Annotated in this window: 13 protein-coding genes; 9 read left to right on the top strand and 4 right to left on the bottom strand. The window is 48.1% G+C overall.

Annotation, left to right across the window (positions count from 1 at the left end):
- Positions 1-131 precede the first annotated feature (131 nt).
- Together WBG78_RS02945 and WBG78_RS02950 are read left to right on the top strand one after the other, a co-directional pair.
- Positions 132-2,555 carry an ABC transporter permease gene (locus WBG78_RS02945; RefSeq protein WP_337324870.1) on the top strand — a complete coding sequence of 808 codons (2,424 nt, stop codon included), beginning with the start codon at positions 132-134 and terminating at the stop codon, positions 2,553-2,555.
- 92 nt (positions 2,556-2,647) lie between these two features.
- Positions 2,648-3,592, top strand: coding sequence for a polysaccharide deacetylase family protein (locus WBG78_RS02950; protein ID WP_337324871.1), 945 nt, complete (start codon positions 2,648-2,650; stop codon positions 3,590-3,592).
- Between the two features lie 65 nt (positions 3,593-3,657).
- Here the strand turns inward: WBG78_RS02950 and WBG78_RS02955 are convergent, their stop codons facing one another.
- A complete protein-coding gene (locus WBG78_RS02955) occupies positions 3,658-5,238 on the bottom strand; it encodes a M81 family metallopeptidase (protein WP_337324872.1) in 1,581 nt (526 codons plus the stop codon).
- A 15-nt stretch (positions 5,239-5,253) separates the two neighbouring features.
- On the opposite strand from WBG78_RS02955, the gene WBG78_RS02960 reads away from it, so the two are divergent.
- The 5 genes from WBG78_RS02960 to selD all read left to right on the top strand — a co-directional run bounded on the left by WBG78_RS02960 (position 5,254) and on the right by selD (position 10,648).
- Positions 5,254-5,754 carry a Fur family transcriptional regulator gene (locus WBG78_RS02960; protein ID WP_337324873.1) on the top strand — a complete coding sequence of 167 codons (501 nt, stop codon included), beginning with the start codon at positions 5,254-5,256 and terminating at the stop codon, positions 5,752-5,754.
- Positions 5,755-5,843: 89 nt separating this feature from the next.
- Positions 5,844-7,982, top strand: coding sequence for a heavy metal translocating P-type ATPase (locus WBG78_RS02965; RefSeq protein WP_337324874.1), 2,139 nt, complete (start codon positions 5,844-5,846; stop codon positions 7,980-7,982).
- Between the two features lie 56 nt (positions 7,983-8,038).
- Positions 8,039-8,524, top strand: a complete 486-nt coding sequence (locus tag WBG78_RS02970; RefSeq protein ID WP_337324875.1) for a hypothetical protein — start codon at positions 8,039-8,041, stop codon at positions 8,522-8,524.
- A gap of 19 nt (positions 8,525-8,543) precedes the next feature.
- Positions 8,544-9,563: a tRNA 2-selenouridine(34) synthase MnmH gene (gene mnmH, locus WBG78_RS02975; protein ID WP_337324876.1), complete on the top strand. Its 1,020-nt coding sequence runs from the start codon at positions 8,544-8,546 to the stop codon at positions 9,561-9,563.
- 29 nt (positions 9,564-9,592) lie between these two features.
- The gene (selD, locus tag WBG78_RS02980; protein WP_337324877.1) at positions 9,593-10,648 is read left to right on the top strand and encodes a selenide, water dikinase SelD; all 1,056 of its coding nucleotides are present in this window, start codon (positions 9,593-9,595) and stop codon (positions 10,646-10,648) included.
- Between the two features lie 42 nt (positions 10,649-10,690).
- On the opposite strand, the gene WBG78_RS02985 is transcribed toward selD, so the two are convergent.
- Positions 10,691-11,371, bottom strand: a complete 681-nt coding sequence (locus WBG78_RS02985) for a hypothetical protein (RefSeq protein WP_337324878.1) — start codon at positions 11,369-11,371, stop codon at positions 10,691-10,693.
- 171 nt (positions 11,372-11,542) lie between these two features.
- Here WBG78_RS02985 and WBG78_RS02990 point away from each other — a divergent pair, with 171 nt between their 5' ends.
- Positions 11,543-12,937 carry a hypothetical protein gene (locus WBG78_RS02990; RefSeq protein ID WP_337324879.1) on the top strand — a complete coding sequence of 465 codons (1,395 nt, stop codon included), beginning with the start codon at positions 11,543-11,545 and terminating at the stop codon, positions 12,935-12,937.
- A 1-nt stretch (position 12,938) separates the two neighbouring features.
- On the opposite strand, the gene WBG78_RS02995 is transcribed toward WBG78_RS02990, so the two are convergent.
- Together WBG78_RS02995 and WBG78_RS03000 are read right to left on the bottom strand one after the other, a co-directional pair.
- Complete coding sequence (locus WBG78_RS02995; protein ID WP_337324880.1) at positions 12,939-14,255, bottom strand: M20/M25/M40 family metallo-hydrolase; 1,317 nt, start codon at positions 14,253-14,255, stop codon at positions 12,939-12,941.
- Between the two features lie 82 nt (positions 14,256-14,337).
- The gene (locus WBG78_RS03000; RefSeq protein ID WP_337324881.1) at positions 14,338-14,586 is read right to left on the bottom strand and encodes a hypothetical protein; all 249 of its coding nucleotides are present in this window, start codon (positions 14,584-14,586) and stop codon (positions 14,338-14,340) included.
- Between the two features lie 294 nt (positions 14,587-14,880).
- Between WBG78_RS03000 and WBG78_RS03005 the strand changes: the two genes are divergently transcribed.
- The gene (locus WBG78_RS03005) at positions 14,881-15,129 is read left to right on the top strand and encodes a hypothetical protein (protein ID WP_337324882.1); all 249 of its coding nucleotides are present in this window, start codon (positions 14,881-14,883) and stop codon (positions 15,127-15,129) included.
- Positions 15,130-15,235 lie beyond the last annotated feature (106 nt).

Here is a 15,235-nt window from a genome sequence, read left to right on the forward strand (position 1 = left end):
TCCAGATTCGGACGGTCTTGTTCATTTTCAAATACCGTACCTTTCAGAAACCAGTCGTTTTGGGCTACTATGCTTATCTGACCTCTGTGGCATTGTATTGGCCACACACCAATTCTTAAATCCAGGAAATAATGTTTACAAACTATCTGAAAGTGGCCTTCCGCAACATTTTTCGTACAAAGGTGTATACCGCGATAAATGTATTTGGATTGTCGCTGGGGGTAACGAGCTGTTTATTGCTGGCTCTGTATATACAGGATGAGTTGAGTTACGATCGCCATCAGGAACGATTGGATGACTTGTATATCCTTACAACGCACTTTACTTCAGGACGCGGACTCGACGCCTTTGCTGCGGTGTCGCCGCCGGTTACAATGACTATTCGTGAGGAGGTACCTGAAGTAGAGAATGCCGCGAGGATACTGGCCATACCAGGAGTTACCCAAAGCCTTATTAAGTATGAAGACAAAGTGTTTTATGAAACCGATGGGCTGATTGCTGACTCCACGATCTTCGATGTGTTGACCTATGAATTTATCGAAGGAACGCCTCATAAGGCATTGACGGATCCCAATACCGTTGTCATTACAGACAAGCTTGCCGGCAAGCTGTTTGGTAGTGGATCAGCGCTTGATAAGATGATTAACATTAACCAGGGGGGAACAGGTGTTAATTACAAAATCACGGGAGTAATCAAAGATAATCTGAAGACACATCTTCATGTTAACTTCCTGACCTCTATGATGAGTGAGGGCATGGGAGCGTATCTACGTTCGCCCGAGGCCAATCAACAATGGGCGGGAAACAACTTTATTCCCGGATACCTCAAACTGGTTCCAGGTGCAGATCGCGCGGCTGTCAAGAGGAAGATCAATGAAGTTCTTCAACGGCATGGGGCTAAGTCGATGGAGGCGCTTGGAATGAAGAAGACGCTGGACATCTATCCAGTGAAAGACATGCACCTGCGAACATTCAATTCACCGAATCCGCGCATTACTTATTTATATGTTATATCCTCGATAGCGGTTTTTGTACTGGTTATCGCTTGTATCAATTTCATGAACCTTTCAACGGCACGGGCTACCAAGCGAGCCAGTGAAATTGGCGTGAGGAAAGTGATGGGTGCATTCAGAAGCGCTTTGGTAAGTCAAATTATGGGAGAAGCACTATTGATAGTCACTGTCTCGATGCTGATCAGCGTCATTCTGGTCCAGGTGGCGTTGCCGATGTTTAATGAGCTTACCATGAAGGAGATCACTTTCGGCACCGACAACATCCTTTATTTCGCAGGAGCGCTCGTATTATTTACCATCGTTACAGGTCTGCTCGCAGGAAGCTATCCTGCCTTTTACCTGTCGTCATTCAATCCTGCTGAAGTGCTGAAAGGAAAGTTCAGTATGAGCAATGCTTCAGGCTTGTTGAGAAAGAGTTTGGTCGTTGTCCAGTTTATGATCGCGATCACACTCATATGCGGGATGATCGTTATCTCGCAACAACTCACGTTCATGAGAAACAAGAACCTCGGCTTTGATCCAAGTGCCAAAGTTTATCTTCCCTTGCGCAGTGATGCAGCCAAGCAGCAGTATGCTTCTTTGCAAACGGAGCTGGAAAAGGAAGGCATCCTTAAGAACGTTTCTGCAACTGACTATCTGCCTGGCTCACGGATATTTCATGACATGTCCTTTTATACAGATGGCAAAGACATGAACTCAGCCCTGAACATGAAACGGAATTCGGTTGACCATAATTACATGGACCTCATGGGTGTGAAACTCATCGCGGGTCGCGGGTTTACTGACAACTATAAAATGGAAAGCAATAAGCTTATCCTGAATCAGAAAGCAGTGAAGTCGTTTGGTGAGACGCCCGAGAGTATGATTGGAAAGCGTCTGCATTTCGACTGGCAGGACACCACATATCACTTCGAAGTGATTGGTGTGATGGAGGACTATCACCAGAGGTCACTTAAGGAGGAGATCGATGCCATGAGCTTTGAAATGAACAGTGACAATAAGCACTTTGAGTTCCTTATCGGATCGATTGATACGCAGCATATGCCGGAGAAGGTGGCGAAAATGGAAAGCGTCTGGAACCGTATCGTTCCCGATTCTCCTTTCGACTATTCTTTGCTGGATGATACACTTCAAAAGCAGTATGATGAAGACAGAAGGATATCCCGCATCATCACCTACTTCACAGTTCTTGCCATGCTGATTTCCTGCCTCGGTCTCTACGGCCTCTCTACTTACATGGCCGAGAGGAGGTTTAAAGAGATCGGTGTACGCAAGGTGTTGGGTGCGAATGTAAATTCTATTGTAGCGTTAATGTCGAAGGAATTTATCAAACTGGTGATCATCGCTTTTGCTATATCCGTACCGTTGGCGTGGTACGCCATGAATCGATGGCTGGAAGGCTTCGCTTACGCCGTAGGCATCAACTTCATGATTTTCGTTTATGCAGGCCTTGGCGCACTTGCCGTCGCCTTGCTTACGGTAAGTTTTGAATCAGTAAAGGCCGCGTCTCAGAATCCTGTGAATTCTTTGAGAAGCGAATAATTTATTATATTCACATCCGATCGAAAGGTCATAACCAAACCAATCACCACTTAAAGCCCCTTAACCGGGGCTTTTTGCCATTTAACAAGGTCATGAAAGTTTGTCTTAATGTCATGAGAGTTTGCCTGATTTTTGCCATCGTTATTGGATTTTCAGCCGGCTCCTTTGCGCAGAAGAAGGTATCCATAACCATAGATGACGTACCTAATTCGATGCTTTACAAGAGCGAGGGATTCCGTAGCCGTCTTCTGCACATGATCGACTCGATGAAACTTCCTGTTGCCATTTTCATCAACGAGGTACGGATCTTCGATGTGGAGGAGGCAGACAAGGCACTTAACCTTTTTGACGAATGGCTCGCCAGTCCGAATGTAATTATCGGCAATCATGGCTATCAGCACCGGATGTACTCAAAAGAGGGTATCGACTCATTTCAGATCGATGTTCTTCAGGGCGAAGCGATCACTTCCCCACTGGCTAAGCGATATGGAAAAGGAGAGAATTACTACCGGTTTCCTTATAACGATCTGGGAAAGGATGCCGCGCAACATAAGCAGGCCGCGGACTTCCTCAAGTCAAGAAGCTATATCATCACGCCTTACACTGTTCACAGCGACGATTGGCTAGTGACACAGTTGTATGAATATTATAAATCGCATGGCCGTGGCAAAGATGCGGAGCGCATAGGCAAAACATTCATCGATTTCACTTTAAAGAACTTTGACTACATCGAGAGCATCACCGATCAGAAGCTTGGACGCAATGTTTCACAGATCTATCTCATGCACGACAATCTGCTGAATGCCGATTATCTTGACGAGCTGCTAACAGCGCTTATGAAACGAGGTTATTCGTTCATTACCCTCGATGAAGCGATGAAAGATCCTGTCTACAAACAGCAGGATTATTACGAGCAGCGTTTCGGTGTATCGTGGGTGTACCGATGGATCAAAGATGAAAAGCTACGCATGCAGCTGATGCGGGCAGCACCGGATTCAGAGGCATTTGAGAAAGAATTGTCGCAGTTGAAGAAGTAAATAGCGGACGTTATCGTGCGCCCTGTGGTAATCACCGAGGTAGTTAAATGGTGGACCATATTATGTCATTCTTTTTCGCCCTCTCCTGAAAGAGGAATCATCTCTGCACGCAGGTCCGGATCCGCCATGTCGTGATCGAATGGAAACATTGGACGTTCGATTCTTTTAAATGTAAGCCGTTCTAAATCCTGATCTACGCCTCCTGGAGTAAGTGCCATGATCCAGTCGGCACGCATGTCATAAAGTTCCGGAACCAGATAGCCGAGTTTAACTACAACTATGTGAGTGTTCCGCGGGTTCAATCCCAGCTGGGTGAAATCTGCTTCATGATGGTATGGCTTTCTTTTTTTCGTGACAATTACGTTGATGCTGCCTACCTGAACGACGACCTCCGTTTCAGCATCAGGGTCGCCCTGACGAATAAACTTCACAATTCCTTTAAGCCGCACCGGCGGTGCATAGCGGTTGTCCACGGCAGCGCCAGCCGTTCCATCCACCTTGTTACCTATGCCTGCGGCAACTGCTTTTTCAACCAACTCAGGCCCGGGTATAGAAGCATAGATCACGCTGGGGCCATCCTCTTTCTGGAATTCTTTCCTCTTGAGAAGCTCCTGAAGGGTCCAGGTAACATCGCCGGCGCCACCAGCCGTAGGGTTGTCACCCATATCGCTTATCATGAAAGGATGCTTGTCGCTGGCGATTGCAGTGTCGAGTGCCTCCTTCAATGGAGCCGTAGGCGCAATGAATTTGAATTGCTTGCGTACAGCCCAGAAGTTGCTGGCCAGGTCTTCTGCAGTTGATCGTGTCGCCAGTTCGTCGTCGCCGGTTACCATCACAACGGCATGGTTACGCGGTTCATCTGCCCACGCATATCCAATCCATATGGCTGCATCCGTGATCCCCTGTTTTGCAGCGGCAGGTGTCACACGCGCATAGAGAGTCTTTCCCGGATCAACGCGTGTGCTCGTTTTTTCACCCGGAAGAAGTATAGGCACCTTAACATATGCCTTAAATGCCGGCTTTCCTTTGCCACGCTCGAGACGCATCAATAAATTCTCAACCGTTCTCTTGCGGGACTGCATGGCATCTTCGTGAGGAGCCATACGATAACATGTGATAAGATCCGTTTGCTGCGCTAACGTCCGCGATACATTTCCATGCAGGTCCATGGAAGTGGAAATAAGCGTTGTATATCCAATCACTTCGCGAATGCGTTTGATCATATCTCCTTCCGGATCATCGAGACCCTGCACGCTCATCGCACCATGAATATCAAAGAAGAGTCCGTCGTACGGTAGATTGTTTTTCAGTTGCGACAACATCTTGTTCACCATGGATTCATAGGCCTCATGAGTGACAATTCCTCCCGGTATAGAGCGTCCTATGAGTGCAGGAAACCATTGCGCTCGTTTGTAGTCTGGTGAGTCGACAGCAAGAAAGGTGTACGAAGTTAGTATCGTGTCTCCCGTTCGAACGTGAAATGCGGCCTCACTTGTTGTTGCTGGTGAAAATGTAGATGATTCAATTGCAAGTCCTGCAATCGCTATCCGTGGCAGCGCGCCTGCCTGTGTCTCGGCTGGCTTTTCTGATTTGCTGCACGATGCGACAAGGAGAATTAAGGAAGAAAAGGCAAACAGGCGGAACATTCCAACTTAGAGTTTATGAACCAAGATACCCATTTTAGGGAATGTTCCGTCCCGGCAGTCGGCCGGGTTTTTGTATATTTATTGCAGGGAAATCAGCATATGAACGACCAATTGGAGCACCAACTCGAACGTCGCAAGATCAAGCCCACAGCCATGCGGTTGTTGGTACTGGATTTCTTTCAGCAAAATGATCATGCTATCAGCCTCAAAGACCTCGAAAACGGATTGGAATCGACGGATCGGGTTACGCTGTTCAGGACGCTGAAGACTTTCGAGGAACACAAGATCATTCATAGCATTGATGACGGTTCCGGCGCAGTGAAATATGCGATGTGCGGAGATAACTGCGAATGTGATTATCCGAAAGATGCACATGTTCATTTCCATTGCCGCGTGTGCAACGAAACGCAGTGCCTGCCCAAAGTGAAGGTGCCACCGATTGCACTGCCAGTCAACTATTTAGCCGAGGAAGCCAACGTTGTCGTGAAAGGAGTTTGCGCCAAGTGCAAGCCCTGACAAATGCAATTTACTTGCACCTTCCACCCCTCTACATTTGAACCATATCAACGACAGAAGCTGTTGTCGTGCATTAAATATGGTGACCGATGGAAAGACGTGACGAGAGAGTAAATTCCACAGATGTAAGAGGAAAGAAAACCGGAACTGACTTCCTCAATGACGGCGCTTCCAATCATGCACATCAGCATGACACCGATGGCTGCTGCGATGATCACGCGCATAGCAAGAACAAGTCTTCAAATCCTGGAGCGGGTAACACTAGCCACGACGAGCAAGAACATGATAACGGCGATGGCCACAATCACGATGATCACGACCACGGCCATGGAGGCAACGCGGGGGCTGGTGGTCTGGCACTATTAACGTCACCATGGGTGTCCGCCTCCATTAGTTTCGTTATGCTGGCGGCCGGGCTCGCACTTGATCATCTTATTAAACCGTCGTGGTTTTATGGCAACATCCGTTTTATTTGGTTTGGGATTGCCTATTTGCCGGTTGGCCTTCCAATATTGATACGCGGTATTAAGCTTGCGTTCCGGGGCGAATTGTTTACGGAGTTTCTGTTAATGAGCCTCGCGACAATCGGAGCATTCTACCTGGGTGAATATCCCGAGGGTGTTGCAGTCATGGTGTTCTACGCCATCGGAGAACTGTTCCAGGATGCAGCGGTAAGCAAGGCTAAGAGAAGCATCAAGGCGTTGCTGGATGTTAGGCCGGACGTTGCAGTTGTGCTGCGCGGAGGTGAATATATTTCAGTGGACCCGCTGACCGTTGAGGTAGGGGAAGCTATTCGAATCAAACCCGGAGATCGTGTTCCACTTGATGGCGTGATGCTGAGTGAGGGAAGTTCTTTTAATACTTCAGCACTCACGGGAGAGAGCAAGCCGAGTTTTATTGAACAGAACGGAAACGTCCTGGCGGGCATGATCAACGAAGACAGATTGGTTGACCTTCGTGTAACCAGGAAGTTCAACGAAAGTTCTTTGGCCCGGATACTGACGCTGGTACAAAATGCCCAGGGGCGTAAGGCTAAGACCGAGTTGTTTATCAGAAAGTTTGCGCGTGTCTATACGCCGATAGTTGTGGCTTGTGCAGCAGCCCTCACGTTGCTGCCATACTTTTTTGTACAGGAGTATGTGTTTCAGGATTGGCTTTACAGGGCGCTTATTTTTCTGGTGATCTCATGTCCCTGTGCGCTGGTCGTGGCAATTCCATTAGGATATTTTGGCGGCATCGGGGCGGGTTCACGCAACGGCATTCTGATCAAAGGATCAAGTTACCTGGACAGACTTACGCGTATCGGCACCGTTGTAATGGATAAAACCGGCACATTAACCAAAGGCGTGTTCAAAGTGCAGCAGGTAGTCAGTGCGGGCAACGACAGAACGTGGCTTCAGCTCGCCGCATCCATCGAATCGCATTCCACCCATCCGGTTGCGAATGCAGTGGTGAGCTATGCCAAGGAAAACGAATCGTATCAGCAAGCGTCAGATCTGAAAGATTTTACAGAAGTGCGTGGCCGCGGTCTCAGTGCGATAGTCGACGGCAAGCGGGTCCTGGTAGGAAATTCAACGCTGATGAAGGAATTCAAGGTACCCATAGGCCAGCAGGTTTCGGAAGCAACTGACACAATAGTCATAGTGTCGGTTGATGGTCAGTATGCCGGGCACCTCTTAATCGCGGATGAAATCAAACCGGATGCCGCTAATGCAATATCGCAGCTTCATGATATGGGCATCACTACGGTAATGCTAAGCGGTGACAAACAAGCTGTCGTTGATAAAGTGGCGACGCAGTTAGGGATATCTAAGGCCCACGGCGACTTGCTGCCGGAGGGGAAAGTGAAAGAGATTGAGAGTCTGATGAAAGGAGCACCTAAGGCGCTGGCGTTTGTAGGAGATGGAATAAACGATGCCCCCGTACTCGCGTTAAGCGATGTGGGTATGGCAATGGGCGGTCTCGGAAGTGAAGCCGCCATTGAGACTGCCGATGTTGTGATTCAAACCGATCAGCCGTCGAAGATCGCCATGGCTATACGCATTGGAAAAGCAACGAATAGGATCGTCTGGCAGAACATTGGCCTTGCCTTCGGGGTGAAAGTGCTTGTTATGGCGGCGGGTGCCTGGGGCGTTGCCTCGATGTGGGAAGCCGTATTTGCCGATGTAGGAGTTGCACTGCTGGCAATCGTCAATGCTGTGCGCATTCAGAGAATGAAATTCGAGTAACTTGTGAACATTGGCATGGATTTATCTTTAGGATAGTCCAACCGTTATACCACTTCATGCGTACCCTCATACACCTCGCAATACTCCTCACACAGGGGGCCCTTGCCTTTATTACACTTATGATCATATATATGATTTTCGTGCTGATGGACTATCAGGGAGGGATAGATGGCCTTATCGGGACTACTGTAATTCAACCAATCATTGGTGGTTTGATCACCGTTGTCACAATAGGCATTTGCGTCTTTATCGGACTCCCTATCCGACTCAGCGAGCGAATTAATGCATGGTGGAGTAAACGCATTTGGCTTGCACTTTCCGGCCTGCTGCTTGGATTGGTACTGCTGGTAGTTTCAACATTGCCTTTCATGACAACAACAGTCGACGTAAACATAGACGGCGACATTGTGCCTCATCAGATTCCAAATCTGGCAGCAGCAGCGTCCGGCTGGTTTTTGACGTCTTTTTGTGTGCTCCATACTTTTCCCCCTTATAACGTAAGACGTTGGGCAGAAGGGATGATTGGCAAATACATACCTTAACTTTTTTCTAACTTGCAGCGTGCGTCTCGATATAAGTGACTTCCTGAATCTTCGTCGCCAGCTGCCTGTTGTCGACGTTCGTTCCGAGGGTGAATATCTTCAGGGCCACATTCCGAAGGTGCACAACATTCCAGTGTTGAATGATGCTGAACGGCATCAGGTGGGTATCGATTACAAACAGAAAGGCCAGGCCGAAGCCATTAGGACCGGATTCAGACTGGTAGGGCCAAGGTTGGCGGGCATTATAGACGAGTCTGCAGCATTGGGTAACGAAATCATCGTCCATTGCTGGCGCGGTGGGATGCGCTCGTCAAACTTCTGCGGCTTTGTTGAGATGGCGAGACAAAAGACTCATCAGCTTGCGGGCGGATATAAGTCTTACCGGAACAAGGTACACGAGTCGTTTAAGGAGCCGATGAACATGATCGTTGTCGGCGGCTGTACCGGAAGCGGGAAGAGCGACATTCTTCGAAAGCTCGCTGATTACGGCGAGCAGGTGATAGATCTTGAGCATCTGGCTCACCACAAAGGTTCAGTGTTCGGCGGGTTGATGATGCCGGCACAACCAACTACTGAGCAGTTCGAGAACAACTTATTTGAGGTGCTGGCAGGATTCGATCGGTCGAAACGGATATGGGTTGAAGATGAGTCGCATGGAGTTGGAAGAATATTTCTTCCAGATGCATTCTGGCAACAAATGAATGTGCATCCGGTTATTGAAGTGATGTTGAGCAAAGAGGCACGGATCAAAAGGCTTGTTAGCGAATACGGGCCGGCCGATCGTGATGCATTTCTTGCGGCCATGTCGCGGATCACGAAGAAATTAGGTGGTCAGCATTTTAATGCTGCGAAGGAGAAGCTTTTATCAGGAGACATGGCAGCTACTATAGACATACTTCTCACATATTACGACAAGGCGTATCTCATGGGTCTTGAAAAGAAAAGTTCGCGGCTGGCCAGCAGGTTCACCTGGAATGGAAATGACCTGGACGCAATAGCGCGTGAGCTTATTCACTCGCAGGCGATCCTACACAAATGAATAACAACAAATAAATCAAAACTGATCATATGACGCTTGATGTTCAGAACACGGAGCCCATACGACTGACACAATATAGTCACGGTGCAGGATGTGGTTGCAAGATCGCTCCGTCAGTGCTCGAAAAAATGCTTCACAGCGACATACCGAAGCCTCTGTTTCCGAATCTGCTGGTGGGCAACGAATCGAAGGATGATGCAGCAGTGTTTGATCTAGGTGACGGAACCTGCATTATCAGCACTACGGACTTCTTTATGCCTATAGTGGATGATGCACAAACATTTGGTGCCATCGCTTCGGTTAACGCCATTAGCGATGTGTATGCTATGGGCGGACAACCACTGATGGCGATCGCAATTTTAGGCTGGCCTATTAGCAAGATTCCGGCTGAAGTAGCACGCGAAGTGCTTGAAGGAAGCCGCAAGGTGTGTGAGCAGGCAGGCATACCGTTGGCCGGCGGACATAGCATTGATTGCCCAGAGCCAGTCTTTGGATTAGCTGTTACCGGAAAGCTCAACAAAGAAAATCTTAAGCAAAATAAAACTGCGCAATCCGGCGATCTTCTCTACCTGACAAAGCCACTGGGAATTGGCATCGTAACTACTGCTCAAAAGAAGGGCATTGTTCAACAAAAGCACTACGATCTGGCTGTGAAAACAATGCTGACACTCAACGTTATTGGTTCAAGACTCGGGAACTTGCCGTATGTCCATGCACTCACGGATGTCACCGGTTTCGGTTTGCTTGGGCATTTATCTGAAGTGTGTGAAGGCAGTGGACTCTATGCTCAGATCTCATTTGAAAGCATCCCGCGATTCCCATTCCTGAAGGACTATATAAACCAAAAGAGTGTTCCTGGTGGTACAACGAGGAACTGGGATAGTTATGGCCATAAAGTGAGCAGGATAGGTGAGTTCGAACGGGCTGTTCTGTCCGATCCGCAGACGAGCGGCGGTTTGCTGATCACTGTAGATCCTGCTTTTCAAAAAGACTTTGAAGCGGAGATGTCACGGCTGGGCTACACACTTCGCCCCTTTGGATCGCTGCGATCAGCAGGGAAGTCGCTCATAGAAGTTCACTCCTAGAGACAACTTCCTTCAACAAGTCCACGGGCGAATGTCCGTTATCTACTTTTTCTTCGTGATGACGAGATTAGCAAAGCTTCCGTTGCTTCCGTTTCCTGTCCACAAGGCAACCTTACCAGTGGTGGCGTCGGTGAGTCGCGTCACCTGAAGGGACGGCGAAGTAGAGTTGTTAACATAAACACTTACGTCCTTTCCATCCACCACGACCTTTGCATGAAACCAACCATCAGGATCTGGGACAGGTGATACCCTATGCTCATACTTGCCCGGATGTTGCTCGCGAAGTTTCTCCCATGGAAAATCAGGATGTGAAATATATTGCACAGCCCGATGTCTTCTTGCAGTGTCGGCATTCATAAAGTTGAATGGTCTGAAATATATGGCATCGAAGTGACTTCTGTCCTGTACCAAAAAGGCAACGCCCACAAAGCTTGCCTGCATTTGATTTCGTCCCTTCACATCGAATTCGATAGTGCCGCTACTAAATTCAATGTCATTGAATATGGCGAGCCCGTCGCCTTCTGCCTCACTTAGCTTAATCACCTGGCGTCCGTTTTCGGCCACAACTTCGGCCTTCCTGTTTTCTACAGTGACCCGTGAAAGATTCTTAAAGTCAACTTTGGTCTGTCCAAGAGCCGCGCCGGCAATCAGTAAAGCGAGCAAGGTGAATTTCATTTTGTTTGTGAAACGAAATGGTCTGCTGGTTCGTGTGTTGGTTTTCATTGTTCGTTTGGTTGTGGATCATATTTACGAGAGTAAGAATCCAATGCCATCCTTATTGGTGTACAATTTTGATTGTTCGCTAAGTCAAAAGACGTGAAAACGTAGCGAAAAAGTTTACTTTCGGTGATTCAAACCCGCGCCAAAACCGTTCAAGAAGATATCATAGGCGTTATGACGAAACCAGATGACGAAATTCATCTCCTTCACTGTCTCACATTAATTGAGAACAAGCTGAATCGTGGCCCCCGGGAAGGCTGGTCAAATTATGACTTTGACCGATTGATCGAGGACATTCAGGTAGTGACAGGCGTTCGGTTAAGCCTGACAACATTAAAACGGGTTTCTGGCCGGATCAAGTACGACAGCTTTCCAACGCACACAACGCTTAATGCTCTTGCGCGCTACGTCGGATTCGAAGACTGGCGTGAATTCGTTCGCGACCAGGAACGAAGTCGTGCTTCCGGTGGTGAATCTTCTCAATCAACGAACGCGTCATCAACTGTATCAGGAGAAACATCCACGCATAACGACCCATCAGCCGCGGTCCAACAGGATCAGCGCGAAACCACTACATCAACAGTGTCTGCACGTACGCGGTTGTATACCTACAGGCGCGTGATGTGGCTTGCTGCTGCTGTGCCATTGTTGCTGGCCGTATATCTCCTTATCGCTTCACGTAAGAAGACCCATCTTGATAGTAGTCAGTTTTCATTTCGTGCCGACAAGATGTACACCGTCGGTGTGCCCAACTCGGTTGTCTTCCATTATGATGCCAGCAAAGTACCCAGTGACTCTGTGTTCATTGTTCAGACCTGGGACATGAGCCGTAAGACTTATGTAGATCGCGAAAAGCACGAGCACTCGGCTATCTATTATTATCCGGGATATTTCCGAACTAAATTAATTGTGGATGGTGAAATCGTGAAGACGCATGACCTTCAGATCGCTACTGATGGCTGGCTGTGCCTGGTTCAGCAGGAACCGCAGCCTCTCTATTTTAGCAAAGATGAAGTCGAGCACGGTGATAGTATTACGGTAGGCCTGGAGACTCTAAAGAAATACAATCTTGAAGTGCATCCTGCCCCGCCGTTAATTAGGATGTTTAACGAGAGCGACATGGGCTCTATAATGAATGACAACTTTGTCTTTGAAACGGAGTTGAAGAATCCCTTCAATGAAGGAAGCAATCCATGTCAGTTTGTTCAGGTTCTCATCCAAAGCAAGGATGACGTAATGATTATTCCACTTTCGGCGAGGGCATGTGTCGGCGATCTCTTTTTGTATGCGTATGGCTATGGAGTTAACAGCAAACACGCTGACTTGTCTGGCTTTGGCGTTGATCTGACCAAATGGGTAAAGCTTCGCGTTGAGTCCGAGAACAAGCACGTGAAATTCATTGTGAACGGCAAAACTGTTTATGAAGTAGACTTCCCTGACGAACCAAAAGGAGTTGTAGGAGTGCAGTTTCGCTTTTGGGGACCCGCGTCTGTACGCTCAACTAAGTTCGAGACAAAAGACTCCGTTTACCAACTGACGCCTTCACGCCCGCTCCTGCCTTTGCAATAAGCTATTGCTTCGATTTAGAGTCTACCTTTACCTTCTCGGACGTTAACCGATGAACGAGAATTGCAACCCGCGTCTCTATTTCATCCAGTGAGTTTAAACTGATGAATTCGTTTGGAGCATGAGCTCCGCCGCCCATGGCACCCAATCCATCCAGGCAGTCGAGATAGTGCGCGACGAATGAGATATCGCCCGCACCTCTTTTACCAGGATCCCACGGCATCACTTCACCCTGGCCAAGGTCTAAACTCACCTGACTTAATTTCTTAAGCAATTGCATATTTCCGTCTGTAGGCGGCATTGATGGATATCCATCATCAAACTTGATCTCAGATGTTGTTTGAGGAAGGCTTGCCGCTACAATTGCTTTCATCTTTTCGCGGGCCCTTGCCTTCTGCTCTTCAGAGATAAATCGCAGATCACCATTCACGATTACTGAATTGGCGACGATATTCGTTTTGCCTGACACTTCACCTTCCGTGCCAGTAGTGTCTGCGTTGACGATCGTTCCGCCCATGAAGATGCCAGGATTGTACGTGAGGTATTGTTCCTGCAGCTCGCTATAGAAGCGATTCAGTATGCGTGAAGCTTCATAGATTGCTCCTGCACCTGTTCCTTCTGTAAAGATTCCCGATGAATGCGCCTGGCGACCTTTTACTTCGAGCTTCCATCCGCTACTCCCCCGACGTGCTACCGTAGCATAATTGAATCCGGTACCTGTTTCAAAGCAAAGGGCGATGTCGCTGCGTTTTGCTGCATCTATAATATCGCGGCGGCTGATATTCAGAGGACGACCTGCTGCCTCTTCGTCGCCATGCATAATGACAATCACCTGACGATCTTTTAACAGTCCGGCATCATGAAGAGCTTTCAGGGCGTACAACATCACCATGTTGCCGCCTTTCATATCGTTTGCGCCAGGTCCGCTTGCCACTGAGTCCTTCTGTTCCCACTTCTGAAACGGACTCTCAGGCTCAAACACAGTGTCCATGTGACCGATGAGGAGGATGCGCTTGCCCTTCTTTCCTTTGATCTCTCCAATGAGGTGACCGGCGCGTTGCATGTCAGAAGGCATGTCTACCCACTTTGTGACGAATCCCAGATCATCAAGGAACTTTTGATAGATCGCACCCACTTTGCGTATGCCCTCGACGTTGTATGTTCCGCTGTTAATGTTGACAGTCTGTTCAAGGAACTTTATAGACTCGGCCTGATAGTCCTGAATTAGTTTTACAAGCTGACGATCTTCTTTACTCAAGCCCTGAGCGGATAGTGAGAATGCAGCGATTGACAACAATGCAGCGATAAAGTTCCTGTTCATTTACTCTGAAGTTGGCGGTTTAAGCCAAGATATCGCTTTTCAGTATATAAAGTGCAGGCAGCGGAGCATTGATCGGATGAAATCAAAACAGGTGTTCAATTACGTTGCTAACTACTTCAACGCAGACGTTTGTTGACTGATGAGTCACCTGTTTTACCAGCATCGAAGTGTGAGGCATTACAGAAGGAACGATAGCCTGGCCGCTAACTTCCTGAGAAAAGAAGATGGATGCGATGATGGCTACAACAATTCCACCGAGGATAAGTCCGGTGCGAAAACGCTCCCGGCTGCTGGTTGCGTTTTGTGCAGGGTTCGTGAGTTGTGCTTTCATTTTCTTTTCGATTATGATGTAAATAACGGTACTCTGATGGGGCGTGGCCAGGGCTAAAAGGCCGTCTCAGTCCACGAGTAGGTGAATGCAGCGACCCAGTCGGTGAATACTCCCGCCGTCGTTGTCAAGGCATCGGAGATTGTTGACCACAACAGGATCCGGAGCTACTCATTATGGGAAAACTTACTACAACTAAAGGGATACTACGGCCCCAATAGGGGTCGAATCAGCCCTTCCGGGGACAAAATTGTTGGTGGCACAAGCTTTGTCATTTTATTCACAACCTCTATTCCCATGGAATGCTCATATATAGACGACAGGGGTTTCGCAAGATTCTGCAACTCCGGTGAATTGATCCATCATCTGGTAGCCCAACGTAAGCTTGGGCGCAAACTGAAACGATGGGAATTGGTTCTTCACAGGAACCGTAACAAGATGGATAACCGCCCGATAAACATATTCGTATGCAGAAGCGTGGGAGGACAACTTACCATCAAACGCGACATCGACCCGCCGGGCAGTGGATATGTCCTGGGCGTATAGCAATACCGACGATCCGGTAATGCGACCATGAATCCGAATCCGGAGCCAATTCTTATGTAAGTACGGAAGGTGTATGTAGTTTTAATGATCAAAACAGATCATTACA

This window comes from Chryseolinea sp. T2, from assembly GCF_037203685.1.
Taxonomy (GTDB): domain Bacteria; phylum Bacteroidota; class Bacteroidia; order Cytophagales; family Cyclobacteriaceae; genus Chryseolinea.

Coding starts and splice junctions, on each gene's coding strand:
- WBG78_RS02985 (WP_337324878.1), bottom strand. CDS start 11,371: ATGAAAACCAACACACGAACCAGCAGACCATTTCGTTTCACAAACAAA.
- WBG78_RS03005 (WP_337324882.1), top strand. CDS start 14,881: ATGGAATGCTCATATATAGACGACAGGGGTTTCGCAAGATTCTGCAAC.
- WBG78_RS02955 (WP_337324872.1), bottom strand. CDS start 5,238: ATGTTCCGCCTGTTTGCCTTTTCTTCCTTAATTCTCCTTGTCGCATCG.
- WBG78_RS02960 (WP_337324873.1), top strand. CDS start 5,254: ATGAACCAAGATACCCATTTTAGGGAATGTTCCGTCCCGGCAGTCGGC.
- WBG78_RS02945 (WP_337324870.1), top strand. CDS start 132: ATGTTTACAAACTATCTGAAAGTGGCCTTCCGCAACATTTTTCGTACA.
- WBG78_RS02995 (WP_337324880.1), bottom strand. CDS start 14,255: ATGAACAGGAACTTTATCGCTGCATTGTTGTCAATCGCTGCATTCTCA.
- WBG78_RS03000 (WP_337324881.1), bottom strand. CDS start 14,586: ATGAAAGCACAACTCACGAACCCTGCACAAAACGCAACCAGCAGCCGG.
- WBG78_RS02965 (WP_337324874.1), top strand. CDS start 5,844: ATGGAAAGACGTGACGAGAGAGTAAATTCCACAGATGTAAGAGGAAAG.
- WBG78_RS02950 (WP_337324871.1), top strand. CDS start 2,648: ATGAAAGTTTGTCTTAATGTCATGAGAGTTTGCCTGATTTTTGCCATC.
- selD (WP_337324877.1), top strand. CDS start 9,593: ATGACGCTTGATGTTCAGAACACGGAGCCCATACGACTGACACAATAT.
- WBG78_RS02970 (WP_337324875.1), top strand. CDS start 8,039: ATGCGTACCCTCATACACCTCGCAATACTCCTCACACAGGGGGCCCTT.
- WBG78_RS02990 (WP_337324879.1), top strand. CDS start 11,543: ATGACGAAACCAGATGACGAAATTCATCTCCTTCACTGTCTCACATTA.